The organism is Candidatus Protochlamydia amoebophila UWE25, assembly GCF_000011565.2.
GTDB lineage: Bacteria > Chlamydiota > Chlamydiia > Chlamydiales > Parachlamydiaceae > Protochlamydia > Protochlamydia amoebophila.
Genome location: NC_005861.2, coordinates 813222 through 835984, shown reverse-complemented (window position 1 = coordinate 835984; position 22763 = coordinate 813222). Strand labels below are relative to the sequence as shown.

The 22763-nt window shown below is 34.5% G+C and carries 24 protein-coding genes and 1 pseudogene; 8 read left to right on the top strand and 17 right to left on the bottom strand.

Annotated elements, in window-relative coordinates:
• Position 1 precedes the first annotated feature (1 nt).
• From gatA to rpmB, 4 genes are all read left to right on the top strand, one after another.
• Complete coding sequence (gene gatA / locus PC_RS03210) at positions 2–1471, top strand: Asp-tRNA(Asn)/Glu-tRNA(Gln) amidotransferase subunit GatA (protein WP_011175220.1); 1470 nt, start codon at positions 2–4, stop codon at positions 1469–1471.
• Positions 1468–2952 (top strand): Asp-tRNA(Asn)/Glu-tRNA(Gln) amidotransferase subunit GatB, encoded by a 1485-nt coding sequence (gene gatB, locus PC_RS03205; protein WP_011175219.1) that lies wholly within the window; start codon positions 1468–1470, stop codon positions 2950–2952. The genes gatA and gatB overlap by 4 nt, the downstream gene beginning before the upstream one ends.
• A 228-nt stretch (positions 2953–3180) precedes the next feature.
• Complete coding sequence (locus PC_RS03200; RefSeq protein ID WP_044044847.1) at positions 3181–3624, top strand: hypothetical protein; 444 nt, start codon at positions 3181–3183, stop codon at positions 3622–3624.
• Positions 3625–3813: 189 nt separating this feature from the next.
• Positions 3814–4089, top strand: a complete 276-nt coding sequence (gene rpmB / locus PC_RS03195) for a 50S ribosomal protein L28 (protein ID WP_011175216.1) — start codon at positions 3814–3816, stop codon at positions 4087–4089.
• A 229-nt stretch (positions 4090–4318) separates the two neighbouring features.
• Here rpmB and metG read toward each other — a convergent pair whose 3' ends face one another.
• From metG to PC_RS03120, 14 genes are all read right to left on the bottom strand, one after another.
• A complete protein-coding gene (metG, locus tag PC_RS03190; RefSeq protein WP_044044845.1) occupies positions 4319–6388 on the bottom strand; it encodes a methionine--tRNA ligase in 2070 nt (689 codons plus the stop codon).
• A 4-nt stretch (positions 6389–6392) separates the two neighbouring features.
• Entirely contained in the window at positions 6393–6986 is a 594-nt protein-coding gene (locus tag PC_RS03185; protein WP_011175214.1) for a hypothetical protein, read from the bottom strand.
• Between the two features lie 14 nt (positions 6987–7000).
• Positions 7001–7324, bottom strand: coding sequence for a DNA-directed RNA polymerase subunit omega (locus tag PC_RS03180; RefSeq protein WP_011175213.1), 324 nt, complete (start codon positions 7322–7324; stop codon positions 7001–7003).
• A gap of 24 nt (positions 7325–7348) precedes the next feature.
• Positions 7349–7942, bottom strand: a complete 594-nt coding sequence (gene gmk, locus PC_RS03175; RefSeq protein WP_011175212.1) for a guanylate kinase — start codon at positions 7940–7942, stop codon at positions 7349–7351.
• Between the two features lie 877 nt (positions 7943–8819).
• On the bottom strand, positions 8820–9704 hold the full coding sequence (locus PC_RS03170) for a YicC/YloC family endoribonuclease (RefSeq protein WP_011175210.1): 885 nt from the start codon (positions 9702–9704) through the stop codon (positions 8820–8822).
• 211 nt (positions 9705–9915) lie between these two features.
• A complete protein-coding gene (locus tag PC_RS03165) occupies positions 9916–10440 on the bottom strand; it encodes a hypothetical protein (RefSeq protein ID WP_011175209.1) in 525 nt (174 codons plus the stop codon).
• 151 nt (positions 10441–10591) lie between these two features.
• A complete protein-coding gene (locus PC_RS03160; RefSeq protein WP_011175208.1) occupies positions 10592–11260 on the bottom strand; it encodes a ribonuclease HII in 669 nt (222 codons plus the stop codon).
• 115 nt (positions 11261–11375) lie between these two features.
• The gene (rplS, locus tag PC_RS03155) at positions 11376–11777 is read right to left on the bottom strand and encodes a 50S ribosomal protein L19 (protein ID WP_039357365.1); all 402 of its coding nucleotides are present in this window, start codon (positions 11775–11777) and stop codon (positions 11376–11378) included.
• 97 nt (positions 11778–11874) lie between these two features.
• Entirely contained in the window at positions 11875–12543 is a 669-nt protein-coding gene (trmD, locus tag PC_RS03150) for a tRNA (guanosine(37)-N1)-methyltransferase TrmD (RefSeq protein ID WP_011175206.1), read from the bottom strand.
• A gap of 6 nt (positions 12544–12549) precedes the next feature.
• Positions 12550–12870, bottom strand: coding sequence for a 30S ribosomal protein S16 (gene rpsP, locus PC_RS03145; protein WP_011175205.1), 321 nt, complete (start codon positions 12868–12870; stop codon positions 12550–12552).
• Positions 12861–14189 (bottom strand): signal recognition particle protein, encoded by a 1329-nt coding sequence (gene ffh, locus PC_RS03140; protein ID WP_044044842.1) that lies wholly within the window; start codon positions 14187–14189, stop codon positions 12861–12863. Before ffh ends, rpsP begins: the two co-directional genes overlap by 10 nt.
• A gap of 237 nt (positions 14190–14426) precedes the next feature.
• The gene (prmC, locus tag PC_RS03130) at positions 14427–15278 is read right to left on the bottom strand and encodes a peptide chain release factor N(5)-glutamine methyltransferase (protein WP_044044833.1); all 852 of its coding nucleotides are present in this window, start codon (positions 15276–15278) and stop codon (positions 14427–14429) included.
• Positions 15275–16351 carry a peptide chain release factor 1 gene (prfA, locus tag PC_RS03125; RefSeq protein WP_044044831.1) on the bottom strand — a complete coding sequence of 359 codons (1077 nt, stop codon included), beginning with the start codon at positions 16349–16351 and terminating at the stop codon, positions 15275–15277. Before prfA ends, prmC begins: the two co-directional genes overlap by 4 nt.
• 227 nt (positions 16352–16578) lie before the next feature.
• Entirely contained in the window at positions 16579–16932 is a 354-nt protein-coding gene (locus tag PC_RS03120) for a type B 50S ribosomal protein L31 (RefSeq protein WP_011175201.1), read from the bottom strand.
• A 243-nt stretch (positions 16933–17175) separates the two neighbouring features.
• Between PC_RS03120 and PC_RS03115 the strand changes: the two genes are divergently transcribed.
• Positions 17176–18363 (top strand): OTU domain-containing protein, encoded by a 1188-nt coding sequence (locus tag PC_RS03115; protein WP_011175200.1) that lies wholly within the window; start codon positions 17176–17178, stop codon positions 18361–18363.
• Here PC_RS03115 and PC_RS03110 read toward each other — a convergent pair.
• The 3 genes from PC_RS03110 to PC_RS03100 are packed head-to-tail and all read right to left on the bottom strand — an operon-like array spanning position 18347 to position 19827.
• On the bottom strand, positions 18347–18604 hold the full coding sequence (locus PC_RS03110; protein ID WP_011175199.1) for a hypothetical protein: 258 nt from the start codon (positions 18602–18604) through the stop codon (positions 18347–18349). The genes PC_RS03115 and PC_RS03110 overlap by 17 nt on opposite strands.
• Before the next feature lie 39 nt (positions 18605–18643).
• Positions 18644–19144: a tRNA adenosine(34) deaminase TadA gene (tadA, locus tag PC_RS03105; protein WP_011175198.1), complete on the bottom strand. Its 501-nt coding sequence runs from the start codon at positions 19142–19144 to the stop codon at positions 18644–18646.
• A complete protein-coding gene (locus PC_RS03100) occupies positions 19144–19827 on the bottom strand; it encodes a hypothetical protein (RefSeq protein ID WP_011175197.1) in 684 nt (227 codons plus the stop codon). The genes tadA and PC_RS03100 overlap by 1 nt, the downstream gene beginning before the upstream one ends.
• Positions 19828–20458: 631 nt before the next feature.
• Between PC_RS03100 and PC_RS03095 the strand changes: the two genes are divergently transcribed.
• From PC_RS03095 to rpsO, 3 genes and pseudogenes are all read left to right on the top strand, one after another.
• Positions 20459–20827, top strand: a complete 369-nt coding sequence (locus PC_RS03095; RefSeq protein WP_011175196.1) for an IS630 transposase-related protein — start codon at positions 20459–20461, stop codon at positions 20825–20827.
• Positions 20821–21309 (top strand): annotated as a pseudogene (locus PC_RS10295) (transposase); the annotation flags it as partial. The gene PC_RS03095 and the pseudogene PC_RS10295, both read left to right, overlap by 7 nt.
• Positions 21310–22289: 980 nt before the next feature.
• A complete protein-coding gene (gene rpsO / locus PC_RS03085; RefSeq protein ID WP_011175194.1) occupies positions 22290–22559 on the top strand; it encodes a 30S ribosomal protein S15 in 270 nt (89 codons plus the stop codon).
• Positions 22560–22763: the final 204 nt, after the last annotated feature.

The following is a 22763-nucleotide window of genomic DNA, read 5'->3' as shown; positions in this document are numbered from 1 at the left end:
CATGTATAAATTTTCTGCCATTGAAATTCGAGACCAATTCATCCGAGGAGATGTCTCTGCTAGTGCTATTACTCAGCATTATTTAAATCGCATTGCTAAATATGATCAAAAAATTGGAGCTTTTCTGTCAGTTTATGAAGAACAAGCCATGATGCAAGCTAAACAGTTAGATCAAAAAAGGCTAGCTAATCAACCCCTAGGTAAATTAGCTGGAATTCCCATCGCAATAAAAGACAATATTCTTGTGAAAGGCGAAATATCCACTTGTGGTTCTAAATTTTTGACAAATTTCAAATCTCCTTATCAAGCCAGCGTGATTGAGTATTTATTAGCAGAAGGGGCTGTGATTATAGGAAAAACAAATATGGATGAATTTGCTATGGGTTCTTCCACTGAGAATTCTGCTTTGCAAAAAACTAGTAATCCTTGGAATTTAAAATGTACGCCTGGTGGATCATCTGGAGGATCTGCTGCTGCTGTTGCTGGACGTTTATCCCCCCTTTCGTTAGGGAGTGATACAGGAGGTTCTGTCCGTCTTCCTGCATCTTTCTGTGGAGTTGTTGGCTTTAAACCAACCTACGGAAGAGTGTCCCGCTTTGGGTTAGTTGCCTATGGCTCCTCTCTCGATCAAATTGGTCCTTTAGCTACAAATACAGCAGATACCGCTTTATTAATGGAAGTCATCGGACGACATTGCCCGAAAGATTCAACAAGTATTGCCTTAGGACCCGAAGATTACTTGAGTCAGTTTAAAGATTCCATCGCTGGTATGAAAATCGGAGTTCCCTGGGAGTTTTTAGAGAATTTAGCTGATGAACCAAAAAAGATTTTTCAACAATCTGTCAATTTAATGAAACAACTAGGTGCTGAAATCGTTGATATTGATTTGAGCATCTTAAAATATTCTTTAGCTGTATATTATATTTTGGCCACAGCTGAAGCTTCTACGAATTTAGCAAGATTTGATGGAATTCGTTATGGACAACGGTCTCCAAAAGCCAAAACATTAGAAGAAGTTTATGATTTTTCTAAAGAAGAAGGTTTTGGCGCAGAAGTAAAAAGAAGAATTTTACTTGGAACGTATGTTCTTTCGGCTGGCTATCAAGATGCTTATTACAAAAAAGCGCAAAAAGTCCGGACGTTGATTTTAAGAAGTTACAAAGAAGCTTTTGCTAAATGCGATTTAATCGCCTCTCCTGTTTCTCCATTTGCCGCATTTGAAATAGGAGCGATTAAAGATCCATTACAAATGTACTTAGAAGATATTTATACAATTGGTATCAATCTCGCAGGCCTACCAGCTGTGAGCATTCCCAATGGTTTTAGCAAAGATGGAAAACCGATGGGACTCCAATTGATTGGGGCTCAAAAACATGATAGAGAAGTTTTAAATGCTGCCCATATCTTAGAAAAATCGCTAGCTTTTCATCCTGCTATTCCAGAATTAGTTAAAGAGGAGACATCTGCATGAGCCATAAATATTCACATCCCTCTCATTCTGACTGGGAAGCAGTGATTGGACTAGAGATCCACGTTGAATTAAATACGAAATCTAAATTATTTAGTGTAGCCCCAAATCATTTTGGAGACGAGCCTAACACAAATATTACAGAAGTCTGTACAGGAATGCCAGGTTCTTTACCTGTTCTCAATAAAGAAGCTGTTCGCAAAGCGGTCCAATTTGGATGCGCAATTCAAGCCGAAGTTGCCAAATTTAGTAAATTTGATCGTAAATCTTATTTTTATCCAGATAGTCCCCGTAATTTTCAAATTACCCAATATGATCAACCAATTGTTAAAGGGGGAACAGTCATTGCTGAAGTAAATGGAAAGGAAAAATCATTTGCCGTCAACCGTGTTCACCTTGAAGATGATGCTGGTATGCTTAAGCATTTTTCTACTTTTGCAGGAGTGGATTATAATCGAGCAGGATCTCCTTTAATAGAAATTGTGTCTGAACCTTGCATTCATACTCCCGAGGAAGCTGTTGCTTATGCAATGGCTATTAAAGCTATTTTGCAATATATCGATGCTTCTGATTGTAACATGGAAGAAGGATCTCTACGAATAGATACAAATATTTCTGTTCGATTAAAAGGAGAACAAGGCTTAAGAAATAAAATCGAAATTAAAAATATGAATTCGTTCAGTTTCATGGAATTAGCGATTAAATCGGAAATTAATAGACAAATTCAAGCTTATCTTAGCCATCCGACAAAACCCCACGATCAAATCATCGCCCAAGCGACTTATCGTTGGGATCCTGAAAAACAAGAAACCGTTTTAATGCGTCGCAAAGAATCTGCTGACGATTACCGTTATTTTCCCGAGCCCGATTTAGTCCCCATCATCTTAACAGACTCCTATATCGAAGAAATTAGACAAAGTCTCCCCGAGCTTCCGTTACAAAGAGAGCGCCGCTATACAAAAGAGATGGGATTATCTGCTCATCAAGCTTTTGCATTAACTAGCGATAAAGCTCTAGCCGACTATTTTGAAGAAGCCCTTAAAACTTGTTCTAATAGTAGAAGCCTTTCTAATTGGCTGTTAGTGGAATTTCCTGGCAGACTCAAAGAAGGTGGGCAAAATGTGAAGTCCATTAATCTCCCACCATCTCATATCGCTTCTTTAATTAATTTGATTGAAAAAGGGACTATTACAGGGAAAATTGCAAAAAGTGTGGCTGACGAAATGGTAGCACAACCTGGCAAAGATCCTGCGGAGATAGTTGCTGGAAATCCTGATTATCAGCCATTAAATGATCAAAATGAAGTCGAACGATATGTTGATCAAGTTTTAGCCGAAAATAATCAATCCATTGTCGATTATCGAGCTGGGAGAGATAAAGCCTTTGCTTACTTGGTTGGCCAGGTCATGAAGCTTTGTAAAGGTAAAGCTTCTCCTTCACTTGTTAATGAACTTCTTAAGCAAAAAATCGCAAATCTCCCTTAACTAATACGAAAAATAGCGGTTTAATTCACGAGTAATCAAGGATTGACTCTTTATTATTTGTTAAGAAGGCTGTATTAATATTGTTAATACAGCCTTAGTTTTGTCAAAACTAATCATTTGATATTTAACAACTTAAACTTCTATTTTCGATTATTTTTTATAGCTTGTATTGATGATTAATAAAAATAATCATATAATTAAAATTAGAGTTTTTAACTTTGAGGATTTATGAAAATAGACTTTGTAAAAGTTGAAAATATTCTGTCGAATACTCTCAAAAAGATTTATATTGATCATCTTTCTGAGCTTGCAGCGATTGCTGGATTAATTCAAGATCCAAACAAAGTGGCTATTTCCCCTCAATCTATTCAAACAATGATTGCGAGTTTTGAAAAACAGCTAAATAAAATCAAAAAGAAAGACCCTAAACTTTACGTAAAACTTGACATTTCTTTGGAAGATGAAAAACGATTTAAAATCAGTATAGACAGCTATACACAAAACGATTGGCAACGTATTAAGCATTTGAAAGAAAAGATTGAAGAATTAAAAAAAGAGCTTTTAGGTGAAGAGCTTCCGGATGAAAAGCTAGAAGAACACATCAATCGTATTCGTAAAAACCACATCTATAAACGATTTAAAATTCGCGATGGATGGCTTCCTTTGCATTAAAAATTTTTCAAATAAAGACTACGCTCAATCATAATATCCAAGAGGGTACAGTTCTCATTAATGTGAATATTTGTCCTATTCCTTTAGTTTTTGTTAAATTTTTTTATTTCTTTAATTTTTCAACTTGTCCATTAAGAACTTTTTTGGTATATTCCTTATTTTCATTCGTCGACCGCTATTGGAGAAACTATGTCTAAAGTATGTCAAGTTACAGGTAGAAAACCTACACGTGGCTATAAATATGCCATTCGTGGTATTGCAAAGAAGAAAAAAGGAATTGGTCTTAAAGTGACAGGAAAAACAAAACGTCGCTTTCAACCGAATCTTTTTAAAAAAAGAATCTGGTTCGCAGAAGAAAATCGCTTTATTACTTTGAAGCTTTCTACCGCTGCTTTAAGAACTATTGATCGTCTCGGAGTCTTTGCTGTTGTTCGTAAAATGCGTGCAAATGGTCAATCTGTCTAATGAGTTCGATTAAGGTTAAAGACTTAGGAAAATAAACTTTTCTAAGTCTTTTTTTTATTCAATTATTTGGAGTCATCCTACATTCCACTTATACTTTTTCTAGCTGAAGACGACTTATCATTTTCAGAATCTTTTTAAACAAGTAAGAGTTGATGAATTATAAAGAAAGTCGCTACTCCCTTTTCTAAAAATTGCTCTAAAATGACTTGAATAATCACAATATCAAAATTTAACTGACAAGACTTCCAGGAGCAACATCCTCGATAGAAATAAGTTTTAAATTTCCTTCTCCCTTAGCTGCAAGTAGCATTCCTTGACTAGTCACTCCCATCAAATTAGCAGGCTTTAAATTCGCTACAACTACAACGTTTTTCCCAATCAAATCTTCTACTTTATAAAATTCGGCAACTCCAGCTACAACTATTCTTTTCTCAATTCCAATGTCTACAAGTAATTGAAAAAGTTTTTTACTTTTCGGTACAGGATTTGCCTGGATGATCTTGCCGACTCTTAAATCTAATTTTCGAAAATCTTCAATATCTACTAATGGTTTAAGAAGAATATTTTCTGAAATAGATATCTGAGTAGATTGTGGTGTAGATTTTTTTTCTTTTGTAAGAGATAACTGTTGCAATTTAAGAATTTCTCTTTCAACAGCCTCATTTTCAACCCGTTGAAAAAGGATTTGGGGAGTTAAAATCTTTTGGTTAAGCGGAAGCTTTTCTATTTTAACGCGATTCCAATCTTCTTGTTCGAGCGGTGTTTGAAATCCAAGAAATTGCCAAACTTTTGAAGCTGCCGTGGGAATTATGGGAAAAGAAATCAGCGCAAGCGCCTTTAAACACTCCATACAACAATTCAGCGTTGTATGCATTCTGCCCTTTGTATAATCATTTTTAGCGTCTTGCCAAGGCTTTTTACTATCAAAATAAACATTTCCTAATTGGGATAACTCCATCATAATTTGGCTCGCTTTTCGAACTTTAAAAGTCGAATAACTGGCAGCTGCTTGATCGACCAAATCTTGAATATTTTTTAAAAATTTTCGATCTTGTTCTTCTAAAACTCCAGACTCCGGAACTTTTCCCTGACACTGATTGTGAATGAACACTAAAACCCTATTAACCAAATTTCCGTACTTCCCTAGCAAATCACTGTTGCAGCGTAGTTGAAAGTCTTTCCAAGTAAATTCACTATCAGATGTTTCAGGAGCGTTGGAAGCAATAGCATAGCGAATTTGATCGCTGGTATAATGCTTGAAAAAGTCTTCTAAATCAATATACCATCCATCTGATTTACTAAATTGCTTCCCTTCTAAATTATAAAATTCATTGGCTGGCAGTTCGTCCACTAGTTTATAAGGCTGATTTTGTCCCATGATCATAGCAGGGAAAATGGAGGCATGAAAAGGGATATTATCTTTTCCAATAAAATTGACAAGCTTAGTTTCTGGATCCAACCAATATTTTTCCCAAAGCTTTTCTTCCCCTCTTAATAAAGCCCACTCTTTAGTCGCCGAAATATAGCCTATAGGTGCATCAAACCAGACATAAAGGACTTTTCCTTCTGAATCAGGAAGAGGAACAGAAATTCCCCATTTCATATCTCTTGTGATTGCTCTGGCATGGAGATGATCGATGTATCCCCTAATAAAATTAATTACATTTGGCTTCCAGTTTTTAGTTTCCAACCACTCCATTAAAGGTTTTTTAAATTTTTCAAGAAGTAAAAACCAGTGTTTAGTCGGTCGCAAAATCAAGGAAGCATCTGTGAGTTTAGAACGAGGGTTTTTAAGTTCTGTAGCTTCATAGCTTGCACCACAACAAGGACACTCATCCCCCCTTGCATTTTCAAAACCACAACGAGGACACGTTCCCACGACATAACGATCTGCAAGAAATTTCTGATCTTTTTCAGAATAGAGTTGGTCGGTCGTGCGTTCTTCAATATATCCATTCTGCAATAAGTCATTAAAGAACTGATGGGTAGGCTCTACATGTCCTTTCCAGGTCGTACGAGAATAATGATCAAAAGAAATTTGGAGTTGCTCGAAAAAACTTTGATTAATGTGATGAAAAAGATCAACATGTTCTTGAGGTGTTCTACCAGCTAAATCAGCACTTAAGGTGATCGCAATGCCATATTCATCGGATCCACAAATGTAAAGAACATCTTTTTTCATTAATCTTTGAAAACGTGCATAACAGTCAGCTGGGAGGTAAGCCCCTGCAATATGTCCAAAATGCAGAGGTCCATTCGCATAGGGAAGAGCAGAAGTAATCAAAATTTTTTGGGTCATTATCTTATCGCACAGGTTTTTGAACAATTAAAACTTCTAATTCAGTGTCAGGAACAACTTTCCATCCGAGTAAAACTTTCGTTTGAATATCTACATATAAAGGGCCTGGTTTTGAATAAGCATATTCAGGTTCAATAGCTCTTGGAGCAGCAGTTGGGCTAGAAAAATCTGTTTGAAACCCTTCTAATGATTCGTGTACATCTCGAACAGCTTTTTGTTGGTCTTTATTTAAGCTTCCCCAAGAAACATAAATTCCTGGATAACGTTTTTGAATAAACGTCCAGTCTATTTTAATAGTATCTAACCATGTTACACAGTCTGTAAAGATACGGCCTGTTTCTCGACAAAACGCAGCTTTTCTTAATTTAAAAATGCGGTTGTCATACTGTTTAAAATAATAGAGAAAAAGCAATGTTTTTTCAGCGGCAAAATAAGAAAGCTCTGTTGCTTTTCTAAGAGGCAGTCCCGTATAGGGACTGACACCCATTTGTTTGCCAGACATCCACCATCCGAACCAAAATAAAAAAACAAGTAAAGCTAATGTAAAAACAATGACCAAGGATAAAAATAAAACCCATCCTGTTGTTGCTTCCATCATAAGTCGTACGCATCCTATATTTCATCGTCAGAAGAAACACCAGCTGTGCGATACTTACGACGCTCTGTTTTTTCTTCATGAATATATTCATGGGGATGAGTTTCGTTATTATGCGACAATCTGCCACTAACTTCTTTGATTTCATCAAAAATGTCTTTCCCTTCATAAATTTCTTCTAAGATTAACATCGCTCTATTTTGTATATCAGATTTGACTCTTGTGTCACGGCCACTTTTAATCATATTTTCAGCAAGTCGAATAGCATAATTAACCAACTCAAAATTACTTGTGAAATTTTTAGACAAACTTTCATTGGTAAATCGAATCTTTTTTTCCATTATTTAATTCCTTTATTTTAACTCTTAAAGCTTCTTAGATATACGATGGTATTCAGCAATTAGAATGCTTCTTAATACCTGATAGGCTTCTTGGAGATCATCATTGATAATTTCATAATCATAATACTGAGCAGCTTCCAATTCACGTTCTGCACATGCCAGCCGCTTTTCTATCATCTCTAACGATTCAGTTTGGCGGTTAATCAATCTATTTTTTAATTCATCCAAAGAAGGTGGTCGAATGAAGATAAAAGTGGCCTCGCACAGCTTTTGAAGTTGTAATGCCCCTTGTGTGTCAATCACTAAAATAACATGCAAACCTAGCTGCCTTTGAATTTCAACCCACTCTCGTGACGTACCATAATAAGTATCATAAAGTTTAACATATTCGAGGAAATCAGCGGCAGCTATTTTTGCTTCAAATTCAGATTCTGTGATAAAGTAATAATCTTTTCCGTTGACTTCGCCTAAACGAGGAGCTCTTGTCGTGTAAGAAATACTTGCAATCACTGTTGGAAATTCTTGAACTAATAAATTTACCAGAGTTGTTTTCCCCGTTCCGGCTGGAGCGCTTACAATAAATAAAGAACCTTTTTTGTCTTTTCCACCCAACAACATAGTTAGTAAACCTAATTTGGATTTTTTTAGCACATCTACAAAAAGAAAATAGATTGAAAAAATTTACCTAACTATGCTTCGCCATGGATTATTTTGCTTCGCAAGTTTAATAATAAAGGCTAATTTAGGGATTTCTATACCAGAAAATTCACTTTCAAAGATATTCAAATTTTTGCTGAAACGTTGTAAAATTAGTTCTATTCCCCTCCTGTATATCGTTACTTTAAGTTTGAGAGAAAAATTTGTAAGAGAAAGTCTTAGCAATGAGTTATAATCGCATTAAAATTTATGAATTAATTTTGTAAAATAATTTGATGTTATTTTTTTAAAATTAAATTTTATTATTTTTCAATAAATTCAAACCACTCTTAAAATATAGTTACAATTACTAGAATTAAACATAGGAAAAAATTATGCAAATTATGACAGTTGTTTCGGTAAGAGTAGATGGATTAGAACAAGTTTTAATAAGTCTTGCCTCTGTGCCAAGCAAGCAGTCCCTTTAAAAGTGAATGAATTAAGATATTTTCCTGTAACGGCTAAATTATCGCTTTAGAAAGAGTAATATTTGGGGTGATAAAAGCCTTGTTTCTATAGAAAAAAACAATTTTCTATTTTAACTAAGGGTCAGGCAAAGGGATGGAACGAAAGTACAAAAGATGGATTCAAATATAGAGGATATGCATCTGCGGTAATCATTTTTACCTTTGAAGAAATAGTAACTTATTAACACGATCAAGCCAAAATACAAGAAGCCTTTAAAAAAAGTAGTTTACAATATTAAAATGTATTCCAATTTTAAATTTCCCTTGCAGCTTTATCCGTTAAGCGAAAAGCTATATTTAAAAGCTTAAAGCATAAGTAGATTAATTTGAAACTATTCGATATTTTGAATTTGCTCACGGATTCGTTCTAATTCACTCTTGATATCAATGACTAATTTAGCAATTTCTATGTCAGAAGACTTACTCCCAACGGTATTAACTTCTCGTCCAAGTTCTTGCAAAATAAACTCCAGTGTTTTTCCCACACTCGCATCAGCCGATTGAACGCGCTCCTCAAACCTTGTGAGATGGCAGTCAAAACGAACAATTTCCTCCACCACGTCAATTTTCTCAGCAAATAAAGCAATTTCTCTCAAAATGCGTTCTTCATTTTCGATTTGACCAGGCAAAATTTCTTCCAAACGGGCTAGCAACTTTTCGCGATATTTTTTAGTTGCAAAAGGGCTTCTTTCTTCAATCATTTTGATTGCTCGCCGAATCTTTTCTGCCCTAGCTAAAATATCCCCTTGTAAAACAGCCCCTTCATGGGATTTCATTTGGATAAAACTTGTTAAGGCCTGATCCAGGACCTGCCTTAAAATACGCCGATAAGCATCTTCTTCTGAACGGTTTTCTTCAAAAAGAAGAATATCATCCGCTTTAGATAAAAGAGAAAGTTTGATTTCATCCATCTCAAATCCTGTCTCACGAGCGATTTCTTCCCAAGCCGCTTTCATTTGCCTTGCCAAAGCTAAATTAGGGACAATGATAAAAGGCGATTTTCCTTCAAATGAAGCAGTAATTTTGACAGAGACCTGACCTCTAGTAATAAAAGGATGTATCCATTTTTTTATTTCTACATCAAAATAGCTTAATTCTGGAGGAAGAGAGACATTAATTTCTAAAAACTTCCGATTGACGGATTGAATTTCAACAGTAAAATGCCCCATTTCCGTATTAAATGTGGCTCGCCCAAAGGCAGTCATACTTTTAAGCATAAATTATCTCTCTCAATCAAACTTAATTTTTAGCTTATCCATTAATAAATGCAAAAATAATTTTAGCATCACGTATATTCCTATTTTTGAATTGATTTATATATAATCTATCCCTTCAATTTAATCTATCGTTCTCAATAAAAATTCCACAAAAAATAAAATCCTTCAGAAACATGCCTGAAGGATTTTAGGAATAAACGAATGAATAAGTTTAATTTAAAATTTTTACTGAATTAAAGAAAGAGTCGGCTAAATCAAAATTATTCCCTTCTACAATGGCATAATAAAGAGTGTCCTCTGTGGCATAAATACGAGCGACAGCTAAACAGGTGGTTTTAGTTTCGTTAAATTGTTCTACCTGCACCATATATCTAACTTTTCGCTGATCGGGAACCAAAGGATGTATAGTGGCGTTAGGGATATTTTTGAACAGCGCTATGAATTCATCTATTTTTTTTGGTGCTTTGAATTTTTCAGAAGGAGTCAAGTGTACTTCATAATTAACATTTTGATATTGACTATAAAGATAGCATAATCCATTTGAAAATCCTGCTATTGGGCTACCTGGAAGGTCTGCTTGAATGCTTCTTTTTTCATCTTCGTAATAAACTTTCTGCCAAGTATTCCCCTCTCTTTCAAATGGCTCTCCCAATCGCCCCATAGATAGTGCAGCTAAAGGTAGGGCTGTCACAACTGCAAGAATGGTAATTAATAAAATAGTTTTTAAAAATTTCATAAACCTTTTTTCCTTTATTATTTGTTTTTGAATTTTTTAAATCATTTATCATTGAATACTAAATAGTTATGTAATATTAACAAGAAAAAATAACGTTCTCTGCATATTAATTTTTAAAATAGTGACTGAATGTGAGCTATAAAATAGCAACTTAAAAATCATCAGCTATTTCGACTTCAAGCATGGATTTAATGGGATCAAAGGAACGACGATGGATGGGGCAGGGGCCTTGTTTAAATAAAGCTTCTAAATGAAGCTCAGTGGCATATCCTTTATGTTGGTTAAATCCATAACCAGGCCATTCTCGATGATATTGACACATCAATCGATCTCTGGTTTCTTTGGCAATGATTGAAGCAGCCGCAATCGATTGAGAGAGTTGATCTCCTTTGATAATTTTGAGGCAGGGTAAATCCGGATGGGGCAAATTCATTCCATCTACTAATACATAATCAGGTGTAACAGGAAGCTGTTGAATAGCCATTAACATAGCTAGAATAGTGGCTTGATAAATATTTACTCGATCTATCTCCGCTTGACCAATAATGCCTATTCCATATCGAACTGCAGAATCGGTTGTTAAACGTTCAAATAGACGTTCTCTAACCTTTGGAGATAATTTTTTACTATCATTTATCTGAGGCACCAGAAGCCCTTTAGGGAGAATACAAGCAGCGGCAACGACAGGACCAGCTAAAGGCCCTCTTCCCGCTTCATCAATTCCTGCAATCAGTTGATACCCTTGCGAAAAAGCTCGCTTTTCATACACAATCATGTGTTCTAAGCGAGTTAACTCTTCTGTTGAAATTAAATCAGGCATAAGAAGTCAATTGTAAAAGGCAGTGAATTGATAAATTATTTTTTTTCAAATCAGAAAGATGCTTTTGCCAAAGCAAAATTCAACTCTCTGATTATATTTGTAAATCACTGAATAGTTATTCTGCGCTCACGATTTGTTTAGTCACAGCGTTGCTTGAACGACGAGCTCCAAGCCGAGCCTTAACTTTAGAGGCTTTACCAGATGTTCCGCGCAAATAATAAAGTTTGCTACGACGAACATCACCTTCTTTAATAACTTCAATTTTTGCAATACGAGGGCTATGTAACATAAACACCCGTTCCATTCCTTCGCCGTAAGCAACACGGTGAACAGAAAATGTTTCAGAAAGGCCTTGTCCTTTGCGAGCAATGACTGTCCCGGCAAAAACCTGTGTTCTTTCTTTATCGCCTTCAATAATGCGAATGTGCACACGAACTGTATCGCCAATGCGGAAAGGAGTAATATCCTTTTTCATTTGTTCGTTTTGCAATTTTTCTATGATAGCAGATCGACTCATGATCAATTTCTCCTAAATTTCACTCTTTTACTTCGTTTGAAAAGGTTTATTTTTTTCAACCGATGTTATGCAAACCATTTTTAAGTTTTTGACTCAATTAAGCAAGCAAATCTGGTCTTATCTCTTGCGTCTTTTTTAGCGCTTGCTCATGACGCCACTTGGCAATTTCTTGATGATTCCCACTTAACAAAACATTTGGTACAGAACACCCTTGAAAAACTTCGGGTCTTGTGTAGTGAGGATAATCTAATAACCCTCCTTCAAAAGAATCTTCTGCTGCCGCTGAAGGATGGCCTAATACACCTGGAATAAAGCGGGAAAAAGCATCTAGAAGAACAATAGCTGCTAAACAACCGTTAGTCAAGACGTAATCTCCAATACTAATTTCTTCGTCTACTTCTTCATCTAAAACGCGCTGATCTATTCCTTCATAGTGACCACATAAAAGAATAAGATGCTTTTCCAAGGCTAGTTGTCGACATTTAACTGCATTTAATGTTCTCCCTTGGGGGGACAAATAAATGACTTTCGCTTCTGGAGTTTTCACATGTTGAATGGCCATTGTAACTGGCTGCGGCATCATGACCATTCCAGGCCCACCTCCATAAGGTCTATCGTCTACGCGATGAAAGCGATTATCAGCAAAATCCCGTATATCAGTTAAGCGAATCGTTAATAGTCCCTTTTCTTGGGCCCGTTTAAGGATACTTTCATCGAAAGGCCCTTTAAAATACCCTGGGAAAAGAGACAAAATATCAACGATCACCTAAATTTAGTCCTTTTTTTTTCGTTTTGTTGCTGCCTTTGCGAGAGAGTTTAATTTTTTCTCTGTTTGAGCACGAATAATTTCTGGAGAAGTTTTCTTAATCAAAGAAGCAGCACTTTCTGTTAATTCAGCTCCTAAATTAAGCCAATGCTGAATACGATCAGCTTTAAAAAATAATTTCTTATCATCTTCAGCTTCGACTGGATTGTACCAACCGAGGGCTTCGACATACTTTCCATCTCTTGGTGAACGAGCATCGGTCACAACTAAACGAAAGAATGAACGATTTGTGCGACCATGCTGTCGCAGTCTAATTTTTAACGCCATAGGGATCCTCCCATCATCTTTTCTAATTGTTTCATATTTGGCATATTTTTAAAAAATTGCTTCGCTTGTTTAAACGATTTAACTAGTTTATTAACATCTTCAATTTTAGTTCCACTTCCTTGAGCAAGGCGCTTACGTCTCGAGGTTGTTAATTCACTTTTTTCCGTCCTCTCTTCACGAGTCATGGACAAGATCATCGCTTCAACTTTAAAAAATTCTTTCTCATCAAAATCCATTGCAGGAAATTGATTCATTCCAGGTAGCATACCCAATAAACTTTTGATAGAGCCCATCTTTTTGACTGTTTGAATTTGTTTCAAATAATCATCATAAGTAAAAGTTGCCGAACGAATTTTTTGTTCGAGCTTTTGAGCTTCTTCTTCGTTAATATGTTCTTGAGCTTTTTTGACTAAATTAATGGTATCACCCATTCCTAAAATACGATCAGCCATCGAATTAGGATTGAATAATTGAAGATCATCAACTTTCTCGCCAATCCCTTCGAATTTTAACGGTTTTCCCGTTACTTCTCGAATGGATATCGCAGCTCCTCCTCGGGCATTACCATCTAACATAGTCAAAATTGTTCCAGATACTTCTATTCGTTTACTAAACTCTGTTGCAACATTAACGGCATCTTGCCCAGTTGTCGCATTAGCAACGAAAAGTATCTCACCTGGATTTAAAACTTCTTTTATTTTTTCTAATTGTGTCATCAACTCATTGTCGACATGCAGCCGACCAGCCGTATCCACAATCAGAAGATCATGCTGTGCTTCTTGTGCATGCTTTAAAGCATCTTTTGCAATGCGGACAGGATCTTTTTCGCCCACAATTGTAAAAACAGGGACATGAATTTGTTGCCCTAAAGTTTTTAATTGTTCAACAGCTGCAGGCCTTTGTAAGTCACAAGCTGCCAAGAGAGGATTTTTACATAATCCCTTTTTTTTCAGATATTTCGCTAATTTAGCACAATGAGTCGTTTTACCTGCTCCTTGTAAACCACATAACATAATGACAGCAGGTTTTCCTTCTAAATGAAGCGTCGCTTCTTCACCACCCATTAAAGCCACTAGCTCATCATGCACAATTTTAATAAACTGTTGCCCAGGTGTGACAGATTTGATAACTTGCTCTCCCAAAGACTGTTCTTTGAGTCTCTTGACCAGCGTTTTAGTGACTCCATAGTTAACATCTGCTTCTAATAACGCTAATCGAACTTCGTTAACAGCATCAGAAATATTTTCTTCAGTCAAACGCTTTTTCCCGCTCAACTTTGAAAAAACATTTTGTAATTGTGTTGTTAACGATCCTAGCATGAAATCCTCTATGCAACTTTTATCGACATTGAACAAGACTCTTAAAAATCAAAACAAAAATCTTCTAAAGCAACATTTTTTACTTAACGAGCAACTTTTAAAGGTAAAGACAGTCCTTTGCAAACCTTCCACACCGTTCAAGACTTATTCTCATACGAATTTAAAACAAAAAATTCTCATTAATTCAGTCGCCACTTTAGGACTTAATTCTCAAAGGTAAGTAGGATACTCAAAAAATCATTCATTTTCAAGGAAAAAGAAGCGATGATGGCCGGCCCAATCATTTTCAAGAAAGGCTCTTTTCCAATATGAGCTTTTGAAAATTTTCTTTAAAGAATCTCCTTGCTTATAGCCAATTTCAAACCAAATTTTGGCATGAGGATAAAGATAATTAGGAAGTATCTCTGCAAGTCGTTGGTAAATTTCTAAACCAGTTTCTCCACCTACAAGCGCCATTTTAGGTTCAAACTCTTTCACCTCTAAATCTAAATCTTTAAACTCTGCTTCAGAAATGTAAGGAGGATTACAAATAATAAAATGCGCTCTACGCCCTTCAAACGGCTCGAGTAAATCGCCTTGTAAAAACTCTACTTCCACCTGATTATCCTGTGCATTCGAACGCGCTAATGATAATGCGGCAGAAGATAAATCACTCGAAATGACATGTAATTGAGGAAATTTCTTTTTTAAAGCAATTCCTATACAGCCAGATCCCGAACACAAGTCCCAAAGAATTTTTCCACTTAATTTTTTTTGATGAGATAGATAAGTAGAAATTTTATCTACTAAAATTTCTGTTTCTTGCCGAGGAATTAAGACGAAAGGGTTAACTTGGATAGAACAGCCATAAAAATCAATGCTCCCTTGGATATAAGCTAAAGGCTCTCCCTTCATGCGTCTTTTTAAATAATTTTGACAAGTCTGCCATTCCTCTAAACTCAAGTCTTGAGAATGCCGAGTATAAAGAGTTGAACGATCGCATTTGAGAATAGAGCCAAGTAAATCTTGAGCTTCTCGCTTAGCTAGGCTTTTATCTTTTTTTGCTAATTCGTGCGTTAAAAATGTTAGTCCCTCCAAAATAGAGGTCATTCTTCTCTACTTGTTTTTAGCTTTTCCTGATGAAAATAAGCCACAAGAGCTGAAGTGATTTCTTCAAGATCTCCGTTTATTACATAATCTAAATTGTATTTTGTTAAATTGATTCGATGATCTGTAATTCGATTTTGAGGAAAATTATAGGTACGAATTCGTTCGGAGCGATCACCCGATCCCACTTGTTGGGCTCTAGTACTGGCGAGTTCTTGTTGTTTTTTTTGTTGCTCGATTTCGGCCATTTTAGCCTTCAAAAGGCGCATCGCCTTGTCTTTATTCTTATGCTGGCTACGTTCTTCTTGACAATAAACAACAATACCAGATGGAACGTGGGTAATGCGGACAGCGCTGTCTGTTGTATTGACATGCTGACCTCCTGCACCCGAAGATCGGTAAGTATCAATTCTTAAATCTTTCTCATCCAAATCAATTTCTTCATTTTCATCCGGTTCAGGTAAAACGGCAATCGTAATGGCTGAAGTATGCACACGTCCTTGAGCTTCAGTTGCAGGAACTCTTTGTACACGATGAGTTCCAGCTTCATATTGCATAAAACGATAAACATTCTCGCCAGACAAAACCATTACATACTCTTTAAATCCTCCCATTTCAGAAGGAGTGCAAGAGAGTAACTCATAACGCCACCCTTTACGATCTGCAAAGAGCTTGTACATTCTTACACAGTCACCCACAAATAAAGCAGCTTCATCTCCGCCTGTTCCTGCTCTGAGCTCAATAATTGAGGGACGGTTATCTAAAGGATCGGGTGGAACAAGTAAATTTTCAATAAGAAGTTGTAACTCTTGCACACGAGATTGAAGTTGACGAATATCATCTTTTAACACTTCCGCAAATTCTAAATCTTTTTCAATTTTAAGCAATTCTTGATTATCTTCTAATTGCTTTTCTAAATCTTTCTTCTCATCCCAAGATTTTTTCAAATTATTTAAATAGGCATGTTCTTGCGTTAAAGCTCGATATTTTTTTTGATCATCATAAACATGAGGGTTTCCAAGAACTTCTTCAACTTCTGCTAAACGTTCCAAAAGTTCATGAACTTTTTTTTCCATCAAAATACTTTTTATTCCTTATGAAGCTGAGAATGTTTTCTTAGAAATTATCTGATCAAAAAACCTCTCTCTTAGATTTAAACTGAAACGGAAACATCAAAATTAGAATTAAAAAATCTGGTAATCAAACACTGCTATTAGAAATAAGTTTGAATTTGGGCATAACTTTAATAAACAGTTTAATTGACTAATAAATAATTATTTTGACACCAGATTTTTCAAAAAATTTATTTTTTCGAGCCCTTTGCTGTAACGCGTTTCTTCTCTGCTTTTTTCTCAACAGATGCGTTTTCAGTTGTTGAATCAGATTCAGGTGGCGTATCAGCTGGAGAAGCTTCTTTTTTACGTTCAAAACGCTTCTTAAATTTCTCAACACGTCCTTCAGAGTCAACCAATTGCTTACTGCCTGTAAAAAATGGGTGAGACGAAGAAGAAATTGATAAATAGCTAACCGGATATTCTACACCTTCAAACTTTTCAGTTGCATCAGGCTTTAAAGTTGACCCACATACAAAGCGATGTCCAGAAGCAGAATCAATAAACAAAACTTTTTGATACTGGGGATGGGTATTCTTTTTCATTATAAGACTCCTCAAAGAGAAACGTTAATAAAATTAGTGTTCATTGGAAAAAAAACAAGCCCTCATAAATTCCTTTTTGACCAATGGAAATCTATAAGAATAAAGATTCCTTCTAAAAATGACAATCTTTTTTTCTCTTAAAAATAATGTCCCAATCGTATAAGCTCTTTACCAAATCTTTATAAGAAGTTTAATTTATTTAATTAAATAAGTATTATAATAAAACTAAAAAAAGTAAAAATTATGAAGAATATTATTGATTTAATTAATCATTCTCTTCGACAACTTCCTTCATTATCTTTTAAAGAAAAAATCTCTAACTGGCTAGGAAGAATATGGACTAGAATCTTGAGCACCTCCCAAAGGATTTTAGCTATTTTACAACGTGTTTTTAAAAAAGAAAATACTAAACCAGAAAGTACTTCTCAAGCCTTTGCTTTAACTTCCATTCCGCCAAACAATCCAACTGTAAAAGTAGTTGAAATCTTACAGCGTACTCATTTAGAAGAAACCGCTATTCCTAAGCAAACTTTAATACCTCCTCCTTTAGTAAAAGAAGATTTTGCGAAACCAAACGATTTTAATACTTTAGAAGGTGGAATTAATCGACTAAGGAATAGTTCATGGGATGGCACACCACCTTCAAGAGAACTAGTAGTAGATACAAACTTAGTAGATACAAACTCGCCAAACAGTGGCGAAAATAGGCTAATCGGATTAGATGCATCTCAGGAAATAAGTCCGAAGACAGAAGGGCCTTTTGCCCATTCCTCAACAATTGACGTTCCAGATAATGGTAATTGTCTATTCAGTGCTATCGCCATAGGAATAAAGCTCACATACAAAAAACCTGAAATTTTAAATCAATTAAATTGGGATATTGACCCTCAACAATTAACAAAAGATTTAGGAAAAGAAGAAGCTTTACTAAAAGAACCAAGCGCTCATTTAAGAGCTCAAGCTGCTATTTATCTGCATGAGAACACTGAAGAAGCCATGTTACCTCTGCTGGGAAGCATGACTGATCACAATGAAATTATTGAAAGGAAAATTATTGATACTCAATGTGTTATTGCAATTATTAAAGAGGATATCGCTAAATTAGAAAAATCTGCTGGAGATCGAACTCAGGAGTTAAAAGAGAAAAGAGAACATTTAAAAATTTTGTACAGCTCGATACAAGAATTGAATGATCAAAAAATAGGAGGATATGATCCAGAAGAGTATATTAACAAATCCTCTAAAGATCAATTTTATTGTGGAACTGCACATGTGCATGCTTTAGCAATGATTTATAAAATTCCAATCGAAATTATTTTTAATTTTAATACAGCTGACGAAATGAGACAAATTCTTAACCCCTCCGAATCCAAATACCCTATTCTTACTCTCGCTTATGTCAATGGCAACCATTTCAAATTTTTCCATTAATCTTCTCTGAAATTTCTGATTGATTAGCCCTCAATGCTGTTTGAACACTAAGAATCCCAGCTAAAATCCCTTCTTCATAGCGAAAGCAGGGATTATTTTCTAATTCAGCAAAATCATTAGGCTGCAAAATATCGTCCGTTGTCAAAAATGGAATGATCCTTTGACCACAATTCAAAAGAGTTTTTCGCTGCCCTTCCACCATTTCCTGCAAAATTTTTTCTATTTCCTTCCACAAACTCATTTTTTATATCACTTAATTTTATGTAAAGAAGTTTTATCCTTACTTTTTTTCTCTACTTTTTTTCTCTCTTTGTAATTGAAAAAAATCTTTCAAAATTTGTGCACAGGGGTTTTGTAAGACATGTTTTCGTATCTCGATCGCATGGGTAGGATGGATTTCATCAAAGAGATTAACCCAACTGCCATTTGCACCATGTCTTAAATCTGGAGCCCCCCAAACTAAAGTTTTTATTCGAGTTAGAAACATCGCTCCTGCACACATGCTACACGGCTCCACTGTACAATAAAGGGTGGTTTCAGAAAGCCTCCAATTGTCAAGCGCCGATTCTCCTGCAGTCAAACAAAGCATTTCTGCATGGGCAGTCGCATCTTTTAACATTTCAACTTGATTAAAACCACGAGCAATAATGTGTTTATCTTTGACAAGGACTGCTCCCACAGGAACTTCATCTGCTTTAAATGCCTTCCACGCTTCTTTTAAGGCTTCCAACATAAAACGTTCGTCATCGTTTTGCGTGAGAATTGTCCAAGGAAAACTCATTAAGCTTCTTTCCCTTGCAGTTTCTTTTGAAGCTGTGAAATTTGTTTTTTTAAACTTTCCATATCAACAATATACTTTTTTTGCATTCCAGCTAATTTTTTTTCATACTTATCTGTGACTCGAGCCATTTCAGCAGTAAAAGTTTTTCTCATTGTATCTGCGTTCAATTTCTCTAAATTTAATTGAGCTTGTTCTTTTTCTTGCACATCTTGCTTTTGGGATAATTGCTCAAGTTTTTGAAAAATTTCTTTCGGAAATACAACTGAGTTTAAAACAGCGAATAAGTACGTTTTAAGTGCCCCAAACTGACTGACAGCATTATCTACTAAAGGCTGAGCTTGAGAAATAGATAATTCTTCCAAATCAGTGAAATTTGGACTAATTTCAGTTAAACGACTCTCAAAGAATTCATACAGCTCACTATTTTTAAGCAGCCAACGTGAGGTCACAAATTCTGCCAATTCTTCTCCTTTTTCCTCATCATCAATGGCTTTTTGATAAGCCTCTGTTAACTCTTCTGTGGTCAACTTATTAAGGTTTTTTGTCCCTAAAAACTTTTTGACAAAATAAAAGTCTTTTTTTAAATGTTCATTTTTCAAATCTTTTTTTACTGAGTCAATCACGTTTGGCAACAACTCTTTTAGAAGGGTAAATTTTTCTTTATACGTCGTATTTTTGTACATAATTAACCTATTGTTAAGTTTTTCTTATTTCCTTCACAACAATTAGATTTTCGTTATTGGAAATTTGGATTGGCACGTAGAAAAAAAACTCTAGCATGGCCATTTGGTAAAATGCAAGTCAGATCATAGATAATGAAGTGATATTTTTAAATCTGAAATTCAAAATTACATAATAAAAATCGGAGTTTTAAACAGTGTGCAAATTTAGAAATCATTGCTTCAAAATCATTCAATTGGATCAATAGAGGGAGACTTTAGAGGGAAACTTTCGTTTTTTCGTAGGAGATATTTAATTGAATATTTGCAAAAGGAAAAACAAGCGGTAAATAAATGATTACCACTTATTTATCACATTGAAATTCATCAGCATCGCTATTTTTAGGTAAATAATTAAAAATTGGGAAGTTTGAGCTAGGGAAATGGAAAACGTAAAATATCGTTCTTGTTAATCTGTGGTGGATATTTAGAAATGTTTATCTCATCTTTTTGAATTAGGTTTAGTAGATCATTAAGATTACGTTCTATATTTTATCATAACTTGGATAGCTATTGAAATTAGCTTTTTTATGCAAAATCGATGGTATAGTTAATTGAATTTAATCGTGTATAGATACAGTTTGAGTTAAAAATTATGGCATACTCCAAAAATTTAAGGCAAAAAGCATTCAACTATTTAGAAACTGGACATTCTGCAGAAGAAGTCAGACAAGTTTTTGGTATAGCATTAAGAACAGTGTTTAACTGGCTGAAACGTCAAAGAAATGGATGTTTAGAAGATAAACCAAGAAAAAGGCATCCAATTAAAATTGATAATGACCAACTAAAGAGCGATATTAAAAAATATTCTGATAATTATTTGAAAGAGATAGCAAAAGAATTTAAGGTAGATCCTTCCTCTATATTCTATGCTTGTAAAAGACTTAAAATTACTTTAAAAAAAAGGCCTTATTTTACAAAGAAAGAGATGAGAAAAACCGTGAGGAGTTTAAAAAAGAATTAGAAAAGATAGCAAAAGAAGATTGTGTTTATCTTGATGAAAGTGGAATCAATGAATGTCTACAACGTCATAGTGGGCGAGCTTTTAGAGGAAAGAAAGTTTATTCAGCAGTATCTGGCCATCTTTTTGCAAGGGAAAGCTTTATAGCAGCTAAATGCCAATCTAAAATTTTTGCTACTTTTTGCTATACAGGAACGTGTCATACTATCTTGTTTAATACATGGTTAGAAAAAATATTAATTCCAGAGCTTAAAACTGGGCAGTTGTTTATTATGGATCATGCTACTTTTCACAAGTCTAAAAAAACCAAATATCTGATTGAACAAGCCGGCTGTAAAATTTTATTTCTTCCCTCCTATTCACCTGATTTAAATCCAATTGAAGTTTTCTGGGCAAATTTTAAACAATTAGTCCGGTTAAGTTTAAACAAATTATCAAGTCTTGCAAAAGCCATTGATTATTTTTTTTGTCAAATATGCACATAAGTGCACAATTAAATTCAATTAACTATAAATAGTATTAAAATCGAATACGCTGGAAAAAGCTTTAATAAAAATCTCCGATTTAAAGGGCTAAATCTTATAAAAATAAGCTACTAAAATTATATATCCGATTAACAAAAACGAAAACCATTGCTTTTAAAAAATCCATTTTAGAATATTTTTGTAATTTATATTCCATTGAATGCGCTAAATTTATTTTATTAAATAAAAAAAATTAAAAAACATCAATTTATTCATTTTTATTTATTAAAATAATAATAAATAAAGCAATCCAAACTCAGCATTTAGTTATACATATCATTAGAAAATTTTTATTATCCATAATAAACATTTTAGGTAAATGAGAGTGTGAAATAAAATTATTAAGTGAATAAAGTAAAGTTAAGTTTTAAATTTAGGAATATTAATTATGAACCAACATACTGAAGTTAAACACTCTTTTTATAATGTTAAAATCATTTGACAAAAAGAAAAGACCTATATTGACAATTATTAAAAGGATGTCGAAATTTACCTTCTACCTAAAAATTTAAAGAAAGAGTTTAGGATGAATTACAAATGGAAAAATATCAAATGTCCATCAGCATCCTTTCTCAATTAGTGAGTGATGAAACAAGAGAGCTATGAAAAACAGCCTACTTATATTGAAGTTATTTTAGATACAAAAATTTAATTATTTAATCATTGATATAAAATTATTTTTTTTGAAAAATAAGCTTTTATACGTAAGTTCTTTATATAAATTTTATAAAAAAGCATATCCTTTAATTATCCTTACACAAAGATTTTGAGTTAAATTCCCTTCCACATGTATTTTTAAACAACCTCAAATACTTTTCCATGTCCTTTTTTAAGATGTTTCCTTGCCTGAAAATTAAGGTTTTGTTATTATTATATTAGTTATTTACAGAAATCATGTTCAAAACATTAGCCTTTTTGGCTCTAAATACGGGGGATTCCTCATGTCATTAGACAAAGGTACCAAGGAAGAAATTACAAAAAAGTTCCAATTACATGAAAAAGATACAGGGTCAGCAGACGTCCAAATCGCTATTTTAACTGAACGCATTACTGAATTAACAGAGCACTTAAAAAGAGCACCAAAAGATCATGGATCTCGCTTAGCACTTCTTAAGCTCGTCGGCCAACGCCGTCGTTTGCTAGACTATCTTAACTCAACAGATACAAAACGCTATCAAACGTTGATTAACAAACTAAAACTGCGAAGATAATTTAATCTTTAAAGTCAGCAAAAAGGGGCAGCTTTAACTGCCCCTTTTTGCTATTAGGACTCTTGCATAAAACAACCTTTTAAAGTAAAATTTAAAATTTGCAAGAAGCCATATAAGGAGAATTAGCAATTCTTAGAAAGAAATTGTGAAAATGAAATAGAAATCAGAAAATGTCCTTTAAAAGCTTTTGAAGTGCGTTTTCTG